A 17,051-nucleotide genomic window follows, 5' to 3' on the forward strand; every position below is an offset into this window, starting at 1 on the left:
GCACGTTCAAGAATCACTCCCTCAGGACAGACGATCATGAATACCCTGTTTCAGCCCTATCGCCTCAACGATACCCTCACCCTCGCCAACCGTTTCATGATGGCTCCCCTCACCCGCTGCATGGCAGGTCCGGGCCTGGTGCCCACCGAGCAGATGGCCGCCTATTACGCGCGCCGCGCCGACATCGGCCTCATCATCTCCGAAGCCACCATTATCCGGCCGGACGGTCAGGGCTACCCCAATACCCCGGGGCTCTACAGCGCCGAGCAGATCGCCGGCTGGAAGAAAGTGACCGGCGCCGTGCATGCCAACGGCGGCAAGATCTTCGCCCAGCTGTGGCACGTGGGTCGTCTCTCCCACCCCTTCTTCCACCACGCCGAAGTGTTGGCCCCCTCTGCCGTTGCCCACGAGGGCACTGTGCCCCGCATGCGCGAACTGGTCTATCAGGTGCCGCGCGCCCTGACCGAGAGCGAAATCGCCCAGCTGGTCGAGGATTACGCCCAGGCCGCCGCCAACGCCATCGAAGCGGGCTTTGACGGGGTGGAGATCCACGGTGCCAACGGCTACCTCATCGATCAGTTCCTGCACCACGCCAGCAACCTGCGCACCGACAACTACGGTGGCAGCCCGGAAAATATGAGCCGCTTCGCGCTGGAGGTAGTGGATGCCATCAATGCCCGCATCGGCGCGGATCGGGTGGGCCTGCGCCTCTCCCCCGGTGCCTATGTGCACCTCGAAGGGGATGCGCGGGATCGCGCCGTGTTCGACCACCTGCTGGCCGAGCTGAACCAGCGCAACCTGGCCTATGTGCATCTGGGCATCTTCGATGACAGCCTCACCTTCGACTACCTGGACGGCCGCGCCTCCGACTACCTGCGCGCCCGCTACGAGGGTCATCTGGTGGGGGTGGGCAACTACAGCGCCGAGACCGCAGCCGAGGCCATCAAGGCCGACCGCTTCGACCTCGTCGCCATCGGTCGCCCGCTCATCGCCAACCCGGACTACCTCGCCAAAGTGAAACAGGGCGATGCCCTGGTTCCCTATGCCGACACCATGCTGGCCGAGCTGGTCTAACGCTCGCCGGCACCTTGCCTGGCCAAGGATGGGATCCGCGCCCTCGCGCGGGTTTCCAATGTTTGGGCCCCCTCCCGGGCCCTTTTTTGTGTCCGCTCATCATGTCCGCCGATTTCACGACCCTCACCAGCGCAATAAAAAAGTTGCTAGTAACAACTAGTTGGCTATATTGGTTGTTGATGACAACCAAATAGGAAGCCCTGATATGGATCCCCGCCCCCTGCGCGCCCTGTCGCGCGATCTGGTACGCGAACTCGGCATGCTCTCCCAGCAGTGCGGTGAACTGGCGCTCAGCCCGCTCGAAGCCCATCTGCTGATCGAGCTGGAGAGCGGCCCCGCCACCAACCAGCAACTGGCCGAGCGGCTGCGCATCGACAAGTCCAACGCCAGCCGCCCGCTGGCCCGTCTGGCCGAGCGCGAGCTCATCAGCTGGCACCCCCATCCGTCCGATGGTCGCAGCAAGGAGGCGCGCCTCACCATCGCCGGCCAGGCCCAGCTGCTGGATCTGCATCAGGAGATGGACAGCGCCATGGAAGAGACCCTGGCCCAGCTCACCCTTGCCGAGCGTGAGCAGCTGTGGACCGGTCTGCGCCTCTATCGCAGCGCCCTCTCCCGCGCCCGTCGCCAGCAGGGTTACCGCATCCGTCCCATCACAGCCGCCGACAACCCCCATATCGCCGCCGTGATCCGTGCCGTCTCCGCCGAATACGGGCTCACCGCCGACAAGGGCTACGGGGTGGCCGACCCCAATCTGGATCGGCTGCATGAGACCTATCAGGGCGCGCAGAGCCGCTACTGGGTGATAGAGGGGCCGGACGGCACCATTCTCGGCGGGGGCGGCATAGCGCCGCTGGCGGGGGAAGAGGGGCAAGTCTGCGAGCTGCAGAAGATGTACTTCATGCCCTCCCTGCGCGGGCTGGGGCTGGGACGCCGGCTGGTGCTGCAGGCGCTGGACGAGGCGCGCGCGCTCGGTTATCAGCGCTGCTACCTGGAGACCACCGCCGTGCTGCGCGAGGCCACCGCGCTCTACGAATCCCTGGGCTTCGAACACCTGCCGGGCCCGCTTGGCTGCACCGGCCACGATGCCTGCGAGATCTGCATGGTGCTGACGCTTGGCGCCGACGATGGCCAGCGACCGGCCTGAGCGATCAGCTCAGGATGAAAAAGGGCGGCACCGATGCCGCCCTTTTGTTTGGCTGCCGCTCAGAGCTGGGCGGCGGGCGGCACGAAACGCAGTGCCACCCCGAGCCGGTTCCAGCTGTTGATGGTGGCCACCGTCACCGACAGCTGCACTATCTGGGCCTCGCTGAAGTGCTCGCGCAGCTCGTCATAGAGTGCGTCGGGCACACCGTCCGGCGGCAGCCGGGTCAGACTCTCGGTCCAGGCCAGGGCCGCCCGCTCCTGGGCGCTGAACACGGTGGCATCGCGCCAGGCCGCCAGCTGATCCAGCTTGGCCTGCCCCACCCCGCTGCGACGGGCGATGTTCAGGTGATATTGCAGGCAGAAGCTGCAGCCGTTGAGCTGGGAGGCGCACAGCTTCACCAGCTCGCTCAGGCTCTTGTCGAGGCCGGCTTCGTCCACCGCCTTGCCGGCGGCGATCAGGGCGTCGTGAGCCGCCGGCAGCAGCTGGCGAAAGTCGGGGTAATCGATGCGGGTGCTCATTCTGGTGTTCTCCTTGGGCATGATTTAATATTAGGGCACGAACAACATATCAGCACCCTGACATGATAAACAAGCCCCCCTTGAGTACAGAGCTGCCCATCCCCCTGCCCGCCCCCGGCGAGGGCAAGCGCGGCGAAGCGGGCCACCTCGGCTATCTGCTGCGCCAGGCCGCGGCTGCCCAGCGCCTGCGCATGGAGCAGGCGCTGGCGGACCTGCCCATCACGGCGCCCCAATTTGCCCTGCTCACCATGCTGGATGCCTACCCCGGCAGCTCCAACGCCGAGCTCGCCCGCCTCACCCTGCTCACTCCCCAGACGGTGAGCCCCATGGTGACCAGCCTAGAGCGCAGCGGCCTGTTGGCCCGCACCCCTCACCTTCAGCATGGCCGCATCCAGCAGCTCAGTCTGAGCCCGGCGGGCGCCGCGCTGCTGGCCGAGGCCAAGGCCAGAGTCGCCCGGCTGGAGCAGGAGCTGGCCGCCCCGCTGGCCGAGGAGGAGTTGCTGCTCGTCAAACGCTGGCTGGCGAACCTCGCCAGCGGCATGGAGGGCGAGGCCTGACGCCAACCGGTGTTAGCGGGCGGGGTTTGCAGTCAGGCCAAGGCAGACAGGGGCGCTGGGCGCTTTTCAGGTGGGGAAGTAGAACCAGGCCGTCTTGATCAGGCCCGCTTCCACTTCGAAGACGGCCATGCTCTCCAGCGGCTCGGGGGAGAGGCCATAGATCAACTCGTGATCAAACACCTTGTTGCCGATGACGGTTCTCGACAGCAGCTCGGCCCTGAGCAGCGGGTTATTGAATCTGTGCTCGGCATAGAAGGCTCTGAGCGCCCCCTTGCCCACTGTGCTCGGGCTCTCCGTCGGCATCCGGTATCCCTTGAACGCCTCGCAGAAGCAGGCCAGGAAGGCCTCGAGATCGTGGGCGTTGTAAGCTTGAAATTGTGCCTCGACGGGCAGTTCGACCGACATGCATCACTCCCTGAATCATGTAACAGCCTCCTTTATAGGGGGCATTGCCCCCCCTTGTCGACGGGTGATGGCAGCTCAGCCCCCATCTGCGCCTTGATCGCCATGCAAAAAAAGACCCCGCCTGGGCGGGGTCTTTTTTTATCTTGTCTGCCTAGCGGGCAAGCACTTATCAGTGCTCGCGGGTCTGGCGGAACTGGACGTCAGGGTGACGCTCCTGGGCCAGACGCAGGTTGACCATGGTCGGTGCGATGTAGGTGAGGTTGTCACCGCCATCGAGGGCCAGGTTGACCTCGTTCTTGCGCTTGAACTCTTCGAACTTCTTGACGTCGGTCCCTTCCACCCAGCGGGCGGTGGAGACGTTGACCGCCTCGTACAGCGCTTCGACGTTGTATTCGCTCTTGAGGCGCGATACCACCACGTCGAACTGCAGCACACCGACCGCACCCACGATCAGATCGTTGCTGATGAGCGGACGGAACACCTGCACCGCGCCCTCTTCGGAGAGCTGCACCAGCCCCTTGAGCAGCTGTTTCTGCTTGAGCGGGTCGCGCAGGCGGATGCGGCGGAACAGTTCCGGCGCAAAGTTCGGGATACCGGTGAACTTGAGATCTTCACCCTGGGTGAATGTGTCGCCGATCTGGATGGTACCGTGGTTGTGCAGACCTATGATGTCGCCGGCGAAGGCGTCTTCCGCCTGCTCACGGTCACCGGCCATGAAGGTCACGGCGTCGGAGATGTTCACGTCCTTGCCGATGCGCACGTGGCGCATCTTCATGCCCTTGGAGTAGGTGCCTGACACGATGCGCATAAAGGCGATGCGGTCGCGGTGTTTCGGATCCATGTTCGCCTGGATCTTGAACACGAAGCCGGAGAACTTCTCCTCGGTGGCGGCCACTTCACGGCTCTCGGCCTTGCGCGGCATGGGCGACGGTGCCCAGTCGGTCAGGCCGTCCAGCATGTGGTCGACACCGAAGTTACCCAGTGCGGTACCGAAGAAGACCGGGGTCATCTCGCCGGCGATGAAGGCATCGTGATCGAACTCGGGAGAGGCGCCCTGCACCAGCTCCAGCTCGCCGCGCAATTGGGCCGCCAGATCTTCGCCGATGGCGGCATCCAGCTCGGGGTTGTTCAACCCCTTGACCACCCGCTTCTCCTGGATGGTGTGGCCCTGACCGCTCTGATAGAGATAGGTCTCGTCCTTGTAGAGGTGGTAGACCCCCTTGAAGGATTTGCCACAGCCGATGGGCCAGGTAATGGGGGCGCACATGATGTTGAGCTCGCGCTCCACCTCGTCCATGACCTCCATCGGATCGCGCACTTCGCGGTCCAGCTTGTTCATGAAGGTGAGGATGGGGGTGTCACGCAGCCGGGTCACTTCCATCAGCTTGCGGGTCCGGTCTTCAACACCCTTGGCGGCATCGATGACCATCAGGCAGCAGTCGACCGCGGTCAGGGTACGGTAGGTATCTTCGGAGAAGTCCTCGTGACCCGGGGTGTCGAGCAGGTTGACCAGACAATCGGCATAGGGGAACTGCATCACCGAGGTAGTGATGGAGATACCACGCTGCTTCTCCATCTCCATCCAGTCGGATTTGGCGTGCTGGCCTGAGCCACGGCCCTTGACGGTACCGGCGCGCTGAATGGCCTGTCCGAACAGCAGGACTTTTTCGGTGATGGTGGTTTTACCCGCATCCGGGTGCGAGATGATCGCAAAAGTGCGTCTCTTGGAGACTTCACTCAGAAATTCAGCTGACATAATTCAACGTTCTTCTATTGGGCGGCGGCCTTAAGCCACCGTGGGATAATTCCGGAGTGCCGCATTGACTCACGGTCCGGCATGGATACGCAACGAGCCACACCAAGCAGGCATCAGACCAACCGGTGGAGAGAGGAAGAGGGTTGCGTTACATGGGTCTTCTCACCTGAGCCAAAGCAAAATTGCGCGACATTATACCCGCGCGAGTGAAAAATACCCAGCCCGGCTTTGCAGACGAGCAGGGGAGCCTGCACCCCCTACTCGGCCCGCATCACCTGGTTGCGGCCCGCCTGCTTGGCCCGGTACATGGCCTCGTCGGCCCGCTGCACCAGATCGCCGAAGCTCTCGTCGAGGGGGCTGTACTGGGCACAGCCGATGCTAACGTGCACCGGCAGCCCCTCCGGCATCCCGTCGATGCGCAGCTGCGCGACCCGATGACGGATCCGCTCCGCCACCTCGACCGCCTCGTCGAGGCTGGTGTCGGGCAGCAGCACCAGAAACTCCTCGCCACCGTTGCGCCCCACCCGATCGAGGGAGCGCAGCTGGGCGGCGACACAGCTGGCTACCTCGGCCAGCACCTTGTCCCCCATGTGGTGGCCCAGAGTGTCGTTGACCTGCTTGAAGTGATCGATGTCGAGCTGCAGCACCGACAAGGCCCGGCCATGCTCTCGCGCCTGCTTGAACCAGGCCTGCCCCTTGGCCTGGATCTGGCGGCGGTTGTGCAGCCCGGTCAGGTCGTCGGTCATGGCGAGCCGGCGCATCTTGCGGGAACGGTTGAACTGATGCAGCGCCAGCATGCCCATCACCAGCAGCAACAGAATGACCACCGCATATTGCCAGTGGCGCCGCTCCTGCAGCTGCTTGAGCTTGGCCTCCTGCAGCAGCTGCTTGGTCTTGAGGGCCTGGTTCTCCAGCTCCTTGCGGGCCAGATCGAACTCGAAGCGCATCTGCAACGAACGCTGCTCCCTGAGCACCCGCTCCAGAGAGTGCTTGGTCTCGACGTACTTTTTGAGGCTGGCCAGCGCCCCGTTGATCTGGCCCTGCTGCTCCAGGATCCGGGCCCGCACCTCGTAGACCCGCGCCAAGAAGCGCTGGTTCTTCTCCTTGACGAAGATGGGCTCGGCCTGGGCCAGGTAGTAGAGCGCCTTGGTCGGGTTGCTCTGCGCCGCTTCCGCCATCCCCATCACCAGTTGCCAGTGGCCCAGGGTCACGCTGTCGGAGCTCTCGCCACTGCGCAGGATGGCATCCGCCTGCTGCAGCTTGCTCACCGCTTCGGTCACCTTGTTCTGGTTGAGCAGGATGGTAGCGATCTCGATCTGGATCCAGGCCAGCAGCCCCTCCTTCTGCTGGGAGCGGTAGAGCTGCTCGGCCTGGATCATCAACGGCAGGGCCCGCTCATACTCCCCCATCTCGGCATAGAGCAGCCCCTGCTGGGAGCGGATGTCCACCAGCCGCTCCTGATCCCCCAGGGTGCCATAGTCGTGCTCCAGCTCCTTGAAATAGCCCTCGGCCCGCTCGTAGAGCCCCATCCGCCGGTAGGCGTTGGCGATCTGGGCCAGCACCTCCCGCGCCTTGCCATCCTGCCCCAGCGACTCGAAGCGCTTGTGCGCCTCGATAAGCTCCATCAGCCCCTCCGCCAGCTCCCCCTGATAGGCGTACATGTCGCCGCGAAAGCTGAGGATGTCGGCCTCCTGCAGCCGATCGCCGAGCCGGCGGGCCAGCACCAGCGCCTGCTGATAGTCGGCCTTGGCCTGGTCCATGTTGCCGAGCAGCTGCTGGTGAAAGCCGCGACAGGTGAGCAGGCCAGTCTCGGTGATCCTGTCCTTGCGGGCCCGGGCGATGGCCAGCTCTTGATCGGCAAAGGCCACCACGGCGCGATACTCGCTGTCCCACTCGGCGGGCATGGCCCAGCACTGCAGGCGCACGATGCGCCCCTGCACGTCGAGGGGATACTCATCCTTGCTCGCCACCAGCGCGGCGATGCGCAGCCGGAATATGCGGTCGGGCTGGAAGCCCTCTTCCAGCAGCTGCAGTTCGCGGGAGAGCTGGGGTTCCGTCAGCGGCGCCCGGGCCGCCCAGGCGAGGGGCGTGCACAATCCCGTCAGCAGGATCAGGGTCATGATGCGTTTCATGCCGGTTCGGTTTCCCCTCTGGTGGTGCAGCTAGGCAGGTGTGTTCACTATGACCATCATATCCTGCCTTGTTCAAGCACACAGCCACCAGGGAGAAAGAGAGAAAATCAGCCAGATCTGGCGGGCTCTCACACTGACCCCTCGTGCCTCTTTACAGATGGAAAATCAGCATCGACTATAAGCGCCATCCACTACAGGGAAGCGCGGGTTGATGACATACCAGGAGCTGCAGGCGGCCTACGACAAGCTGCTGCAGGAGAACGAACGGCTCAAGCGGGTCGCCGACGATGCGCGGGAGAAACTGGAAGCCGCCATGGACGGCACCGGTCTGTGCATCTGGCAGAACCATGTGCCCACCGGCAAGCTCATCATCTTCAACCGTCGCTGGGGCGCCATGCTCGGCTACCAGCCCAAGGAGCTGTCGGCCCACTTCGACGTCTGGCGCGAGCACCTGCACCCGGAAGACAGGGAGCGGGTGCTGCAGGCCTTCTTCGATCACCTGAGCGGCAAGAGCCCGTTTTATCAGGTGATGCACCGGATGATCGCCAAGGACGGCAAGACCACCTGGGTGCTGGACCGGGGCCGGGTGGTGGAGCGGGACGCACAGGGCAATCCCATCCGGGTGATGGGCACCCACATCGACATCACCCACGAGAAGGAGTACGAGCAGCAGCTGGCCCAGCTCGCCCACCGGGATCCCCTCACCGGCCTGCTCAACCGCACCGCGCTGCAGCGCCAGTTCCCGCAGGAGTACCAGGCGATCTGCTTCATCGATCTAGACGACTTCAAGCAGGTCAACGACAACCTGGGCCATCGCGCCGGCGACGAGCTGCTGATCGCCCTCACCCGCCGGCTGCGCGACTGCTGCGAGGAGGGGGTGAAGATAGGCCGGCTCGGCGGCGACGAATTCGTGCTGCTGCTGCCCTGGACCAGCGACGATCCCCGCACCAGCCACCTGGCCCGCCAGTGCATCAACACCATCTCCACCCCGTTCGAGCTGCCCAACGGCGACGCCTCGGTGGGATTGAGCATGGGGATTGCGGCGATCCGGCCGCAGGATGATTTCAGTACGGCGCTGGCCCGGGCCGACCAGGCCATGTATCGGGTCAAGCGCAGCGGCAAGCAGGGTTTTTACGTCTCCCAGCCGAGCGGCCAGCCGCTGCTGGATCAGGAGCAGGTCAACGAACGGGGACTCGGCCACCAGCCTCGCTGCTGACGGCCAGGCTCAGCTGCGCTGCCAGCGCCGCAGCAGACGCCCGCGCAGGCCGCAATCGAGCAGCCAGCTGTTGTCGAACACCCGCAGCAGCGCCGGTTTGGCGTGGCGGGACATGGCCACCGCGTGAAAGCGGGTCTGCTGCTTGCGCTGGCGGTTCATCCGCTCCAGCAGGCTGTGGGGCAGGCTCTGGGCGATGAAGTCGGAGACCACCAGCACGTCCGCCTTGGCAAAGGCGGGGTCATCCAGCTTGATCAAGGCCTTCTCGAGGCAGGGCACCAGATCGGTACCGCCGTGAAAACTCATGGAGAGGAAGCGCTCCGCCTTGTCGAGCCCGGTGTCGGCGGTGATCTCCAGGGTCGCCACCTCGGTGGAGAAGAGCATCAGGTAGCAGCCCCGCTTCTCGTCCATCGCCACCTTGAGCAGCGCCAGAAACAGAGCCTTGGCACACTCCTCCGGGTATCCCCCCATGGAGCCAGAAGTATCGATGCAGACGATGAAGGGCCCCCGCTGCTGCAACTGCCGCCCGCCGAGTTCCGGGGTGCGCAGCATGATGCGCTGGCGCGGCAGGGTGCCACGCGACTGGTAGCTGAGCAGGCGCCGCTCCAGATAGCGGCGGTAGAACTCCAGCTCCAGCTCCGGCAGCGCCAGCATCACCGCCTCGCTCGGCAACAGCCGCATCAGATCGCTGGCCGGATGAATGCCCACCAGATCGTCCGGCACGTCGTCGGTCTGCACCTCCTCCAGCTCGTGCACCTGCACCGGCGGCACCGGCGAATCGTTGGCCCGGTTGTCCTGCTGGCTGCGCCCCAGCAGGTTGGCGATCTCCGCCAGCAACGGCTCGCGCTGCAGCATGCGGGCGTACTGCTTGACCAGCACCAGGCTGCGCTTGTGCCAGCTGCCCTGTGCCAGATCCCACAGCCCGCCGGCGGAGATCTGGTTGGGATCGAGCGCATCGGCCAGGGTACGGCTCGCCAGCAGCTGATCTTCTATCTCCTGGCGCTGCTTCTCCCGCTCCGCCTCGGCGATCTGCTGCTGCAGCTGCAGCAGGCTGCCCACCAGGCTGGTGCGCCACTTCTCGATCAGCAGCTGGCGCTGGCTGTCGGTGGGATGGGCCATCAGCTGGCGCACCAGGCTGCGCGCCTCGCCGGCGAAGGGACTGTACTGCTCCAGCCCGTCCAGCAGGGCCGACAGGCGCCCCATCAGCTCGGCCAGCGGCAACCCCTTGTGGGCCTGATAGAGGCGATACTCCTGCTCCAGCGCCACCGGTACCGGCTTGTGGCGCATCTCCTCCCCCAGCTGTTCGCTCCAGCGGCGGATGCGCTTTTGCAACAATTTGCCCTGCAACGGGGAACGCTTGATGAACTCGGAGATCTTGGGGGTGGAGGCCAGCAGCAGCGCCATCTCGCCCGCCAGCTCCCCTTCACCGATGAGCAGCCCCAGATCCATCATGCCGATCTCAAGCATGGCGACCTCCGCCGACCAGGCTCACCACAGTCCCTTTCGCGCTCGCCATGGTTCAGGCGTCCAGCTGCGGCAGCCGGTCGTGCCAGTGGCTGAGGTCGGCGCGCAGCTGGTCCAGATCCCGGTTCAGCACGAAGAAGCTGTCCTCCACCTGCTGCAGCCAGTGGCGACCGATGAAGAGGTGCTGCTGATGACGTTCGAACAGGTTGCGCTGGCGCTTGAGCTCCTGCGCCAGCACGCCGGCCTCTGCCAGCAGACCGGTCAGGGCGGCCTGCCAGGGGGCGATCACCACCTCGGGGATGGGGTTGCGCTCCACCAGCACCAGGGGGATCTGCTGGCGCTGCAAGTCCAGCACGTGCAGGCGCAGTTCGTCGTCCAGCACCAGCTCGTAGTGGCCCTCCTTGGGGTTGCCGAGCGGCCAACCCACCAGCGCCTCGCCGGTGGGATGCCAGTGGGAGAGCAGGGTGCGGTCGAATACCAGCGTCTCCACCAGCCGCTCCGGATCGTCGCCATCCAGCGCCGCCGGGGTGAGCAGGTGGAAGTGCGCCAGCTTGCCGAACGGGCGGGCGTTGGCCAGCGGGATCTGGATGCCGCGGGCGCGGCGCCCGAACCACTGCTGGCGCTTTCTGGCCTTGCAGCACAGGCGCTGAGCCACGCTCTGTTTGAGCTGCTTGAACTGCTCCCGCAGCCCCATCAGCTGACGGGTCATGGCCAGTTGCTGATAGCCGTAGAGGCGGGAGAACTCGGTCATCATCTCCAGCAGAGCGGTGCGCGAGGCCTCGTCATGCCAGAGGCAATCCTTGAACAGCAGCAGATCGAGCGGGGCCACCTCGTCGCGACCGTTGAAAAAGGCGCTCGCCTTGATGAGCCTGACGGCCTTCTTCCAACGCCGATCCGACACGTAGCAGCTGTGAGCCAGCTGGCTGTCGAGCTGCTGACGCAGCTGATAGATGAGCTCGAAGCAGTCGTCCGGCAACCGGATCCGATCGATCTGCTCCTGCCACTCCAGGTACTCCTCACCGTGGATCTGCACCGAGGGCGGCAGATTCTGGTGGGATTGGCCGTCGCTGGCCAGCATGGCCTGGAAGTTGGCCTTCTCCTGCACCCGGTCCATCCAGATCCGCACCAGCATGCGGTCGTAGAGTGCCTCCAGCCCGCTGTCGGGGGCCGGCAGCTCGTTGGAGGCGGTCACCAGCAGCCGCATGGGGATGGGGTGCTGGCTGTCGCCGTTGCGAAACTGCCGCTCGTTGATGGCAGTGAGCAGGGTGTTGAGGATGGCGGGGCCTGCCTTCCAGATCTCGTCGAGGAACACCACCTCGGCCTCCGGCAGGTAGCCGGCAGTGAGCCGCAGATACTTGCCATCCTCCTTCAGCGCCTGAATGGAGAGGGGGCCGAACACCTCCTCCGGCGTGCTGAAGCGGGTCATCAGGTATTCAAAGTGACGGGCATCGAAGAAGGCCAGCTTGAGACGCCGCGCGATCAGGCTCTTGGCGATGCCGGGCGGGCCCAGCAGAAACACGCTCTCGCCGCACAGCGCCGCCAGCAGGCCGAGCCGCAGGGCATCCTGGCGCTCGTAGAGCCCCTCGCCGAGGGCCGACAGCAGGCGTGGCAGGCGCTCGTGAATGGGGGCGAGACGAAGATTCTGTGATGCTAAAGGTGGCATAGGCACACTTCCGATACTGGGGTTGTCTGGAACCGGCACACCCGCGACGCGATCGAAGGTTCCCTGTCCTGCTTGTTGGATTGTCGGGAGGCCGCCTGTGGCTCGCTCCGGCCGGTTGCCGAGCGCCGGGCCGCCTCACCTGGCTAAAACATACCGCAAAAGATGCAGCAAAACGCGTTCGAGTGTACCCTGCGCAGAGCTTTTTTCATCAATGCAGATCAAGACTGAGTCATCGTCCATGCAAGATCCAGTGCAGCTGACCACGGCGCGGGAGCCCGCCCCCGCGCAACCTGACCAGGCATCCGGTCGCCTGCGGCAACACCTGCTGGCCCGGATGGGCATCCCGAGCTGGCAACTGCGCCGGCCAGCCCTGCTGGCGGGCCATCAGCTTGCGCCCGCGCCGGCCAATGAGAGCCCGGCAAGCGAGCAGGAGGCTGCCCCAGCCTCGGCCGTGCCAAGCGAGCCGCCAAGCGGCAAGCTCTGGATCCTGGCGAGCCGGCTGCCCGCCCCCGGCCTGCTGGTGGATCTCTGCCAGCTGCTCGGCATCGGCAGCGACGAGGTCAGCCTGCTGAGCAGCCTGCCCGTCGGCCACACCCCGCCCCTGCTCTGGCTGGAGGCGGCCGATCCCGCCTGGCCAGAGGCTCTGATCTGTCCGCTCGCGCCCAGCCCGGCCCAGAAACGGGCGCTGTGGCAGCAGCTCAAGGGGCGCCTCGGCTGAGCGCCGGGCCCCACCCTCTCTTCGTTCAGCCGCCCCGACCCGGAGCCACCATGGTGCAATTTCGTCCCCTGCTCGAGACCGACTTCGAGCTCATCTACCCCATCGAACAGGCTGCCCACAAGGAGCCCTGGAGCCAGGCCAACCTGCTCTCCTGCTTCGGGCCCCGCTACCTCAACGGCCTGCTGCTGGTCGACGGCCAGCCGGCCGGTTTCTACATCTCGGATCTGGTAGCGGGTGACAGCTCGCTGATGAACATCTGCGTGCACCCCGACTTTCAGGGCAAGGGGCTGGGGCGGGCACTGCTCAGAGAGTACCTCGCCCGCAGCAAGGCCAACAAGGCCGAGGCCTGGTTTCTCGAGGTGCGGGCCGGCAACAGCACCGCCATCAGCCTCTACGAGAGCGAAGGGTTTGCCGAGTACTGCCGGCGCGCCGACTACTACGGCACCGGCCAGGATCGAGAAGATGCCGTGCTGATGTCCCGCCTGTTCGACTTCGGCTAAGTTGCCGCGCTACATCTGCGGCACTACATCTGCAGCACTACAGCAACGGCGCGTTGTCGAGGGCCGGATCCTGCAGGCTCTGAGTGGTGTGCAGCACCGCCTCGAACCCGGCGGCGGAGAGCGGCATGAAGAAGCCACGCTGCCAGGTCACCCCGGGCATCCAGATCTGCTGGATATCCACCACTATCTTGATGGGCTTGAGCGGCTCGCCCGGTTGCTGCACATAGATGCCGGGCGGCGTCGCCACCTGCGGGAAGCGGCGCAGTATGTGCTCGCTGCCATCCCCCGCATCCGGGTTGAGGCGCACCTTCACCAGCCGGGCCAGCACCGGCGCCATCTCCTCTGACTGCCACAGGGTGGTCTCCAGCAGTTTGCAGCGCCGGCATTTGGCACGCTCGATCACGTAGAGCAGCGGATAACCCTTTTGCAGGGCCAGCTGCTGCGCCTGCTCGTAGCCCTCGGCGCCGCTCAGCCAGGGGTTGCCCTCCTCGCTCCCCGAGCCTCCCAGCGTAAACCAGAGGCCGCCGGCCCCCGCCAATAACAGCAATACCCCGGTCACCACCCCCTTGATGCCGACACTCATTGTTCACCCTCCCTGAATGGCTCCGCATGTCAGCCCCCATCATGCCTCAAGCTCACCCTAATTGACGACTTTGTGATCCAAGACAAATGGCGAACACTTGTAAGCTGTAATCTTAGAGTTTAAACTCCAGCGCGATTTTTCAGTGCCCCTTAGGGCGTACAACTGTTACTTGAGGATGTCTGACTGATGCCGAAACACCACCTGGTTCGACTGATGCGGGAGCGTATCGCCCGGCTTGGCAACAAGGCCGCCCTGCGCGTACAACAGGATGGCCAGTGGCGTGCCATCGGCTGGCGTACTCTGGGACAGGCCATGGACTACTGTGCCCAGGCGCTGATCCGCGCCGGCCACCAGCCCACCGAGATGGTCGGCATCTATGCCCGCAACATGCCGGAGTGGACCCAGGCAGATCTCGGCATCCTGGCCGCCCGTGGCGTCAGCGTCCCCATCTACCCCACCAGCACCCTGGATCAGCTGCGCTACATCGTAAAAGATGCCGGCATCAAGGTGTTGTTCGTCGGCGAACAGCCTCAGTTCGACCAGGCGCTGCAACTGATTGAAAGCGGCGAGATCCGCCAGCTGGTCGCCCTTGACGGCAGCGTCAACCTGCGCGGCTGCCCGCAGGCAAGCCACTTCCAGACGTTTCTGGTCTCCGGCAATCACCAGCCCAGCGAACAGGTACTGCGCGAGCGCGAGAGCCAGTACCGGATGGATGACCTGCTGACCCTGATCTACACCTCCGGCACCACGGGTGAACCCAAGGGGGTGATGCTCGATTTCGCCAACATCGCCGCCTGCTTCGAGATGCACAACAGCCGCCTCGATCTGAACGAGCAGGATGTGTCGCTCTGCATGCTGCCGCTCAGCCACGTGTTCGAGCGGGCCTGGAGCTACTACGTGCTCTACTGCGGCGCCGAGAACGTCTACATCCGCGATCCGCAGAAGGTGATGGATGTCATCGGCGAGGTGCAGCCGACCGTGATGTGCGCCGTGCCGCGCCTCTACGAAAAGGCCTACGCCATGATCCAGGCCAAAGTGGCCCAGGCGCCGCGTCTGCGTCAGGCCCTGTTCGGCTGGGCCACCAAAGTGGGCAAGCAGATGGTCGCCACCCGCCAGGCGGGCAAGACCGCCTCGCCGCTGCTCTACGGTCAGCTCTGGCTCGCCGAGCGACTGGTGTTTCGCAAGCTGCGCGCCCGCTTCGGCGGCCGCACCCGTTTCCTGCCAGTGGCCGGCGCCCGCCTCGCCGACGAGGTGAACTTCTTCTTCCAGGCCATGGGGCTCAACCTCAAGTACGGCTACGGCATGACCGAGACCACCGCCACCGTCTGCTGCTACGAAGACAGCCAGTTCAAGCTGGGTTCCATCGGCACGGCGCTCTGCGGCATCGAGGTAAAACTGGGTGAGAACAACGAACTGCTGGTGCGCTCCCCCACTGTGATGCGCGGCTACTACAACAAGCCGGAAGCGACCGCCGAGGTGATGACCGAGGATGGTTTCCTGCGTACCGGCGATGCCGGCGAACTCGACAGCGAAGGCAACATCTACTTCACCGAGCGCCTCAAGGAGCTGATGAAGACCTCCAACGGCAAGTACGTGGCCCCGCAACTGGTGGAAGGCACCATCGGCAAGGATCGCTTCATCGAGCAGATCGCCATCGTCGCCGATGCCCGCCACTTCGTGTCGGCGCTGATCGTGCCCTGCTTCGAGTCGCTGGAAGAGTACGCCCGCTCCATCAACCTGCAGTACCAGTGCAAGACCGAGCTGCTGCGCCACTCCAAGGTGGTGGAGTTCTTCGAGGCACGCATCCAGGATCTGCAAAAAGAGCTGGCCAAGTTCGAGCAGGTAAAGAAGTTCACCCTGCTGCCGAGCGCCTTCTCCATGGAGCTGGGGGAGCTGACCCCCACCATGAAGCTGCGCCGCAAGATCATCGAGTCCAAGTACCAGAGCGAGATCGAGGCCATGTATAACCATGTCTGAGTACAACCACGTCTGAGACCGCTCGGGTTAAGGGAAATAAAAAAGCCGCTTCAAGAGCGGCTTTTTGCTGTTTGTCCGTCACTTACGGCAGCTTGACCAGGGGCTGCTCGCGCAGTTCGGTAGGCCGACCGGCCTGGAGCTGCTCCACTCTGGCCAGAGCCTGCTTCACCTCATCGGAGTTCTGCAGCAGGCGATAGGTCAGATCGAAGGTCTTGGTCTCCCCCGGCTGAATTTTGGGGACCAGCCCCAGCGGGCGCTGGTATTTGGTGCTGTAGGCATAGCTGGTGCCGGGTTCGATGCCGGTTACATAGCCCTGAGCCCGGGTGTCGGTGTTCTTCCACAGGGTCAGTACCGGCAACTGCCTGGTGTTGTAACCCACCGCCACCCCGGCGCTGCCTGCCCGGTTGTTCAGCACCGCCAGGGTGTTGCCCTCGGCGTCGCTGTAGGGCACCAAATTGAACACCATCTCGTCGAAGCCCTTGGTCGGCCCCAGATAGGTTTGCCAACTCTTCAGCCCCCCCTTGGCGTAGTCGTTGAACGGGGAGATCTGCTTCACCGGGGTGCTGACGCGCGCGCCCTCCTCCAGGATGGGGGCCCCGAAGTTGCCGTGGTAGATGATCTGGTACTCGTTCTCGTAATCGGCGTGGTTGGTCAGCTTGTCCTGCAGGGCAAACTCCGCCTGACCGGGCACGACGCTGAGCTGGGTCCAGGTGACCAGCTCGCTCATCTTGAAGGTGCGCTCGTCCACCCGGCCCAGCACGTGAATGGCATAGGGTGGCTCCTCGTCTATGGTCACGCTGACCACGGAGGCCGGAATGTTCTGCACCCGGCCATGCAGACTCTTGAGGCGGCCGTCGTCATCCACTCCCGGGTGACCTGTCCACTCGTAGCCACAGCGCACCAGCATCTCGTTGAAGCCATCGAGCCAGCCGAGCCCGGCGCGGCTCTCCAGATCGATGAAGGCCGGATTGACCACCTCCTTGACCGGCGAATCCCAGCCGAGGCGCAGATCGGCGGCTCTGACCTCCTTGATCCCCATGCCGCGGGTCGGGATCAGGGTTATCTTCATCACCCCGTTGTCGACAATCAGCAGGTCCACCCCCTCCTGACGCCCGCCATGCAGCCGTTTCTTCTCGATGCTGAACGGTGCCGGACTCTTGATCCCCAGCTTGTCGCTGGTGATCTTCCAGTCCCCCACATCCAGCCCCTGCTGGGAGTCAGTCAGCAGGAATTCGGCAGCCTGGCCCGAGCTGGCGCCCAGCGCCAACAGTACGGCAATGGAAAGTCTCTTCAACATGGATTTATCCTCGTGTCTCTTGTTTTTGTGAAAGCTGAATCGTTTCAGTT

Annotated in this window: 15 protein-coding genes; 7 read left to right on the forward strand and 8 right to left on the reverse strand. The window is 64.5% G+C overall.

Annotated features, from left to right (window positions below; all coding sequences use genetic code 11):
• Positions 1–36: 36 nt before the first annotated feature.
• Positions 37–1,074, forward strand: a complete 1,038-nt coding sequence (locus OKC29_RS03940; protein ID WP_162275608.1) for an alkene reductase — start codon at positions 37–39, stop codon at positions 1,072–1,074.
• A gap of 205 nt (positions 1,075–1,279) precedes the next feature.
• Positions 1,280–2,218, forward strand: coding sequence for a bifunctional helix-turn-helix transcriptional regulator/GNAT family N-acetyltransferase (locus tag OKC29_RS03945; protein WP_029301998.1), 939 nt, complete (start codon positions 1,280–1,282; stop codon positions 2,216–2,218).
• A gap of 59 nt (positions 2,219–2,277) precedes the next feature.
• Here OKC29_RS03945 and OKC29_RS03950 read toward each other — a convergent pair whose 3' ends face one another.
• Positions 2,278–2,736 carry a carboxymuconolactone decarboxylase family protein gene (locus OKC29_RS03950; protein ID WP_073348883.1) on the reverse strand — a complete coding sequence of 153 codons (459 nt, stop codon included), beginning with the start codon at positions 2,734–2,736 and terminating at the stop codon, positions 2,278–2,280.
• Between the two features lie 62 nt (positions 2,737–2,798).
• Here OKC29_RS03950 and OKC29_RS03955 point away from each other — a divergent pair, with 62 nt between their 5' ends.
• Positions 2,799–3,293, forward strand: coding sequence for a MarR family winged helix-turn-helix transcriptional regulator (locus tag OKC29_RS03955; protein ID WP_073348882.1), 495 nt, complete (start codon positions 2,799–2,801; stop codon positions 3,291–3,293).
• A gap of 66 nt (positions 3,294–3,359) precedes the next feature.
• On the opposite strand, the gene OKC29_RS03960 is transcribed toward OKC29_RS03955, so the two are convergent.
• From OKC29_RS03960 to OKC29_RS03970, 3 genes are all read right to left on the reverse strand, one after another.
• Complete coding sequence (locus OKC29_RS03960; RefSeq protein ID WP_024944538.1) at positions 3,360–3,698, reverse strand: nuclear transport factor 2 family protein; 339 nt, start codon at positions 3,696–3,698, stop codon at positions 3,360–3,362.
• 169 nt (positions 3,699–3,867) lie between these two features.
• Positions 3,868–5,457 (reverse strand): peptide chain release factor 3, encoded by a 1,590-nt coding sequence (gene prfC, locus OKC29_RS03965; protein ID WP_085946238.1) that lies wholly within the window; start codon positions 5,455–5,457, stop codon positions 3,868–3,870.
• Positions 5,458–5,711: 254 nt separating this feature from the next.
• Complete coding sequence (locus OKC29_RS03970) at positions 5,712–7,574, reverse strand: GGDEF domain-containing protein (protein ID WP_073348881.1); 1,863 nt, start codon at positions 7,572–7,574, stop codon at positions 5,712–5,714.
• 223 nt (positions 7,575–7,797) lie between these two features.
• Here OKC29_RS03970 and OKC29_RS03975 point away from each other — a divergent pair, with 223 nt between their 5' ends.
• The gene (locus OKC29_RS03975) at positions 7,798–8,802 is read left to right on the forward strand and encodes a sensor domain-containing diguanylate cyclase (protein WP_073348880.1); all 1,005 of its coding nucleotides are present in this window, start codon (positions 7,798–7,800) and stop codon (positions 8,800–8,802) included.
• A 9-nt stretch (positions 8,803–8,811) separates the two neighbouring features.
• Here the strand turns inward: OKC29_RS03975 and viaA are convergent, their stop codons facing one another.
• Complete coding sequence (gene viaA / locus OKC29_RS03980; RefSeq protein ID WP_073348879.1) at positions 8,812–10,266, reverse strand: ATPase RavA stimulator ViaA; 1,455 nt, start codon at positions 10,264–10,266, stop codon at positions 8,812–8,814.
• A 52-nt stretch (positions 10,267–10,318) separates the two neighbouring features.
• Positions 10,319–11,926, reverse strand: a complete 1,608-nt coding sequence (locus OKC29_RS03985; RefSeq protein ID WP_029301990.1) for an ATPase RavA domain-containing protein — start codon at positions 11,924–11,926, stop codon at positions 10,319–10,321.
• Positions 11,927–12,164: 238 nt separating this feature from the next.
• Here OKC29_RS03985 and OKC29_RS03990 point away from each other — a divergent pair, with 238 nt between their 5' ends.
• Positions 12,165–12,644: a DNA polymerase III subunit psi gene (locus OKC29_RS03990; protein ID WP_073348877.1), complete on the forward strand. Its 480-nt coding sequence runs from the start codon at positions 12,165–12,167 to the stop codon at positions 12,642–12,644.
• Positions 12,645–12,694: 50 nt separating this feature from the next.
• A complete protein-coding gene (gene rimI, locus OKC29_RS03995; protein ID WP_073348876.1) occupies positions 12,695–13,144 on the forward strand; it encodes a ribosomal protein S18-alanine N-acetyltransferase in 450 nt (149 codons plus the stop codon).
• Between the two features lie 37 nt (positions 13,145–13,181).
• On the opposite strand, the gene OKC29_RS04000 is transcribed toward rimI, so the two are convergent.
• The gene (locus tag OKC29_RS04000; RefSeq protein ID WP_073348875.1) at positions 13,182–13,727 is read right to left on the reverse strand and encodes a thioredoxin family protein; all 546 of its coding nucleotides are present in this window, start codon (positions 13,725–13,727) and stop codon (positions 13,182–13,184) included.
• 186 nt (positions 13,728–13,913) lie between these two features.
• Here OKC29_RS04000 and OKC29_RS04005 point away from each other — a divergent pair, with 186 nt between their 5' ends.
• On the forward strand, positions 13,914–15,704 hold the full coding sequence (locus OKC29_RS04005; protein ID WP_073348874.1) for an AMP-dependent synthetase/ligase: 1,791 nt from the start codon (positions 13,914–13,916) through the stop codon (positions 15,702–15,704).
• 82 nt (positions 15,705–15,786) lie between these two features.
• Here the strand turns inward: OKC29_RS04005 and OKC29_RS04010 are convergent, their stop codons facing one another.
• Positions 15,787–17,001 (reverse strand): aldose 1-epimerase family protein, encoded by a 1,215-nt coding sequence (locus OKC29_RS04010; protein ID WP_073348873.1) that lies wholly within the window; start codon positions 16,999–17,001, stop codon positions 15,787–15,789.
• Positions 17,002–17,051: the final 50 nt, after the last annotated feature.

This window comes from Aeromonas sp. QDB34 (genome assembly GCF_027705405.1).
In the GTDB taxonomy this organism is placed as follows: Bacteria; Pseudomonadota; Gammaproteobacteria; order Enterobacterales; family Aeromonadaceae; genus Aeromonas; species Aeromonas hydrophila.

Excerpts from the sequence above, each read along its gene's own strand:
- OKC29_RS03940 (WP_162275608.1), top strand. The coding sequence starts at position 37 with ATGAATACCCTGTTTCAGCCCTATCGCCTCAACGATACCCTCACCCTC.
- OKC29_RS03945 (WP_029301998.1), top strand. The coding sequence starts at position 1,280 with ATGGATCCCCGCCCCCTGCGCGCCCTGTCGCGCGATCTGGTACGCGAA.
- OKC29_RS03950 (WP_073348883.1), bottom strand. The coding sequence starts at position 2,736 with ATGAGCACCCGCATCGATTACCCCGACTTTCGCCAGCTGCTGCCGGCG.
- OKC29_RS03955 (WP_073348882.1), top strand. The coding sequence starts at position 2,799 with ATGATAAACAAGCCCCCCTTGAGTACAGAGCTGCCCATCCCCCTGCCC.
- OKC29_RS03960 (WP_024944538.1), bottom strand. The coding sequence starts at position 3,698 with ATGTCGGTCGAACTGCCCGTCGAGGCACAATTTCAAGCTTACAACGCC.
- OKC29_RS03970 (WP_073348881.1), bottom strand. The coding sequence starts at position 7,574 with ATGACCCTGATCCTGCTGACGGGATTGTGCACGCCCCTCGCCTGGGCG.
- OKC29_RS03975 (WP_073348880.1), top strand. The coding sequence starts at position 7,798 with ATGACATACCAGGAGCTGCAGGCGGCCTACGACAAGCTGCTGCAGGAG.
- viaA (WP_073348879.1), bottom strand. The coding sequence starts at position 10,266 with ATGCTTGAGATCGGCATGATGGATCTGGGGCTGCTCATCGGTGAAGGG.
- OKC29_RS03985 (WP_029301990.1), bottom strand. The coding sequence starts at position 11,926 with ATGCCACCTTTAGCATCACAGAATCTTCGTCTCGCCCCCATTCACGAG.
- OKC29_RS03990 (WP_073348877.1), top strand. The coding sequence starts at position 12,165 with ATGCAAGATCCAGTGCAGCTGACCACGGCGCGGGAGCCCGCCCCCGCG.
- rimI (WP_073348876.1), top strand. The coding sequence starts at position 12,695 with ATGGTGCAATTTCGTCCCCTGCTCGAGACCGACTTCGAGCTCATCTAC.
- OKC29_RS04000 (WP_073348875.1), bottom strand. The coding sequence starts at position 13,727 with ATGAGTGTCGGCATCAAGGGGGTGGTGACCGGGGTATTGCTGTTATTG.
- OKC29_RS04005 (WP_073348874.1), top strand. The coding sequence starts at position 13,914 with ATGCCGAAACACCACCTGGTTCGACTGATGCGGGAGCGTATCGCCCGG.
- OKC29_RS04010 (WP_073348873.1), bottom strand. The coding sequence starts at position 17,001 with ATGTTGAAGAGACTTTCCATTGCCGTACTGTTGGCGCTGGGCGCCAGC.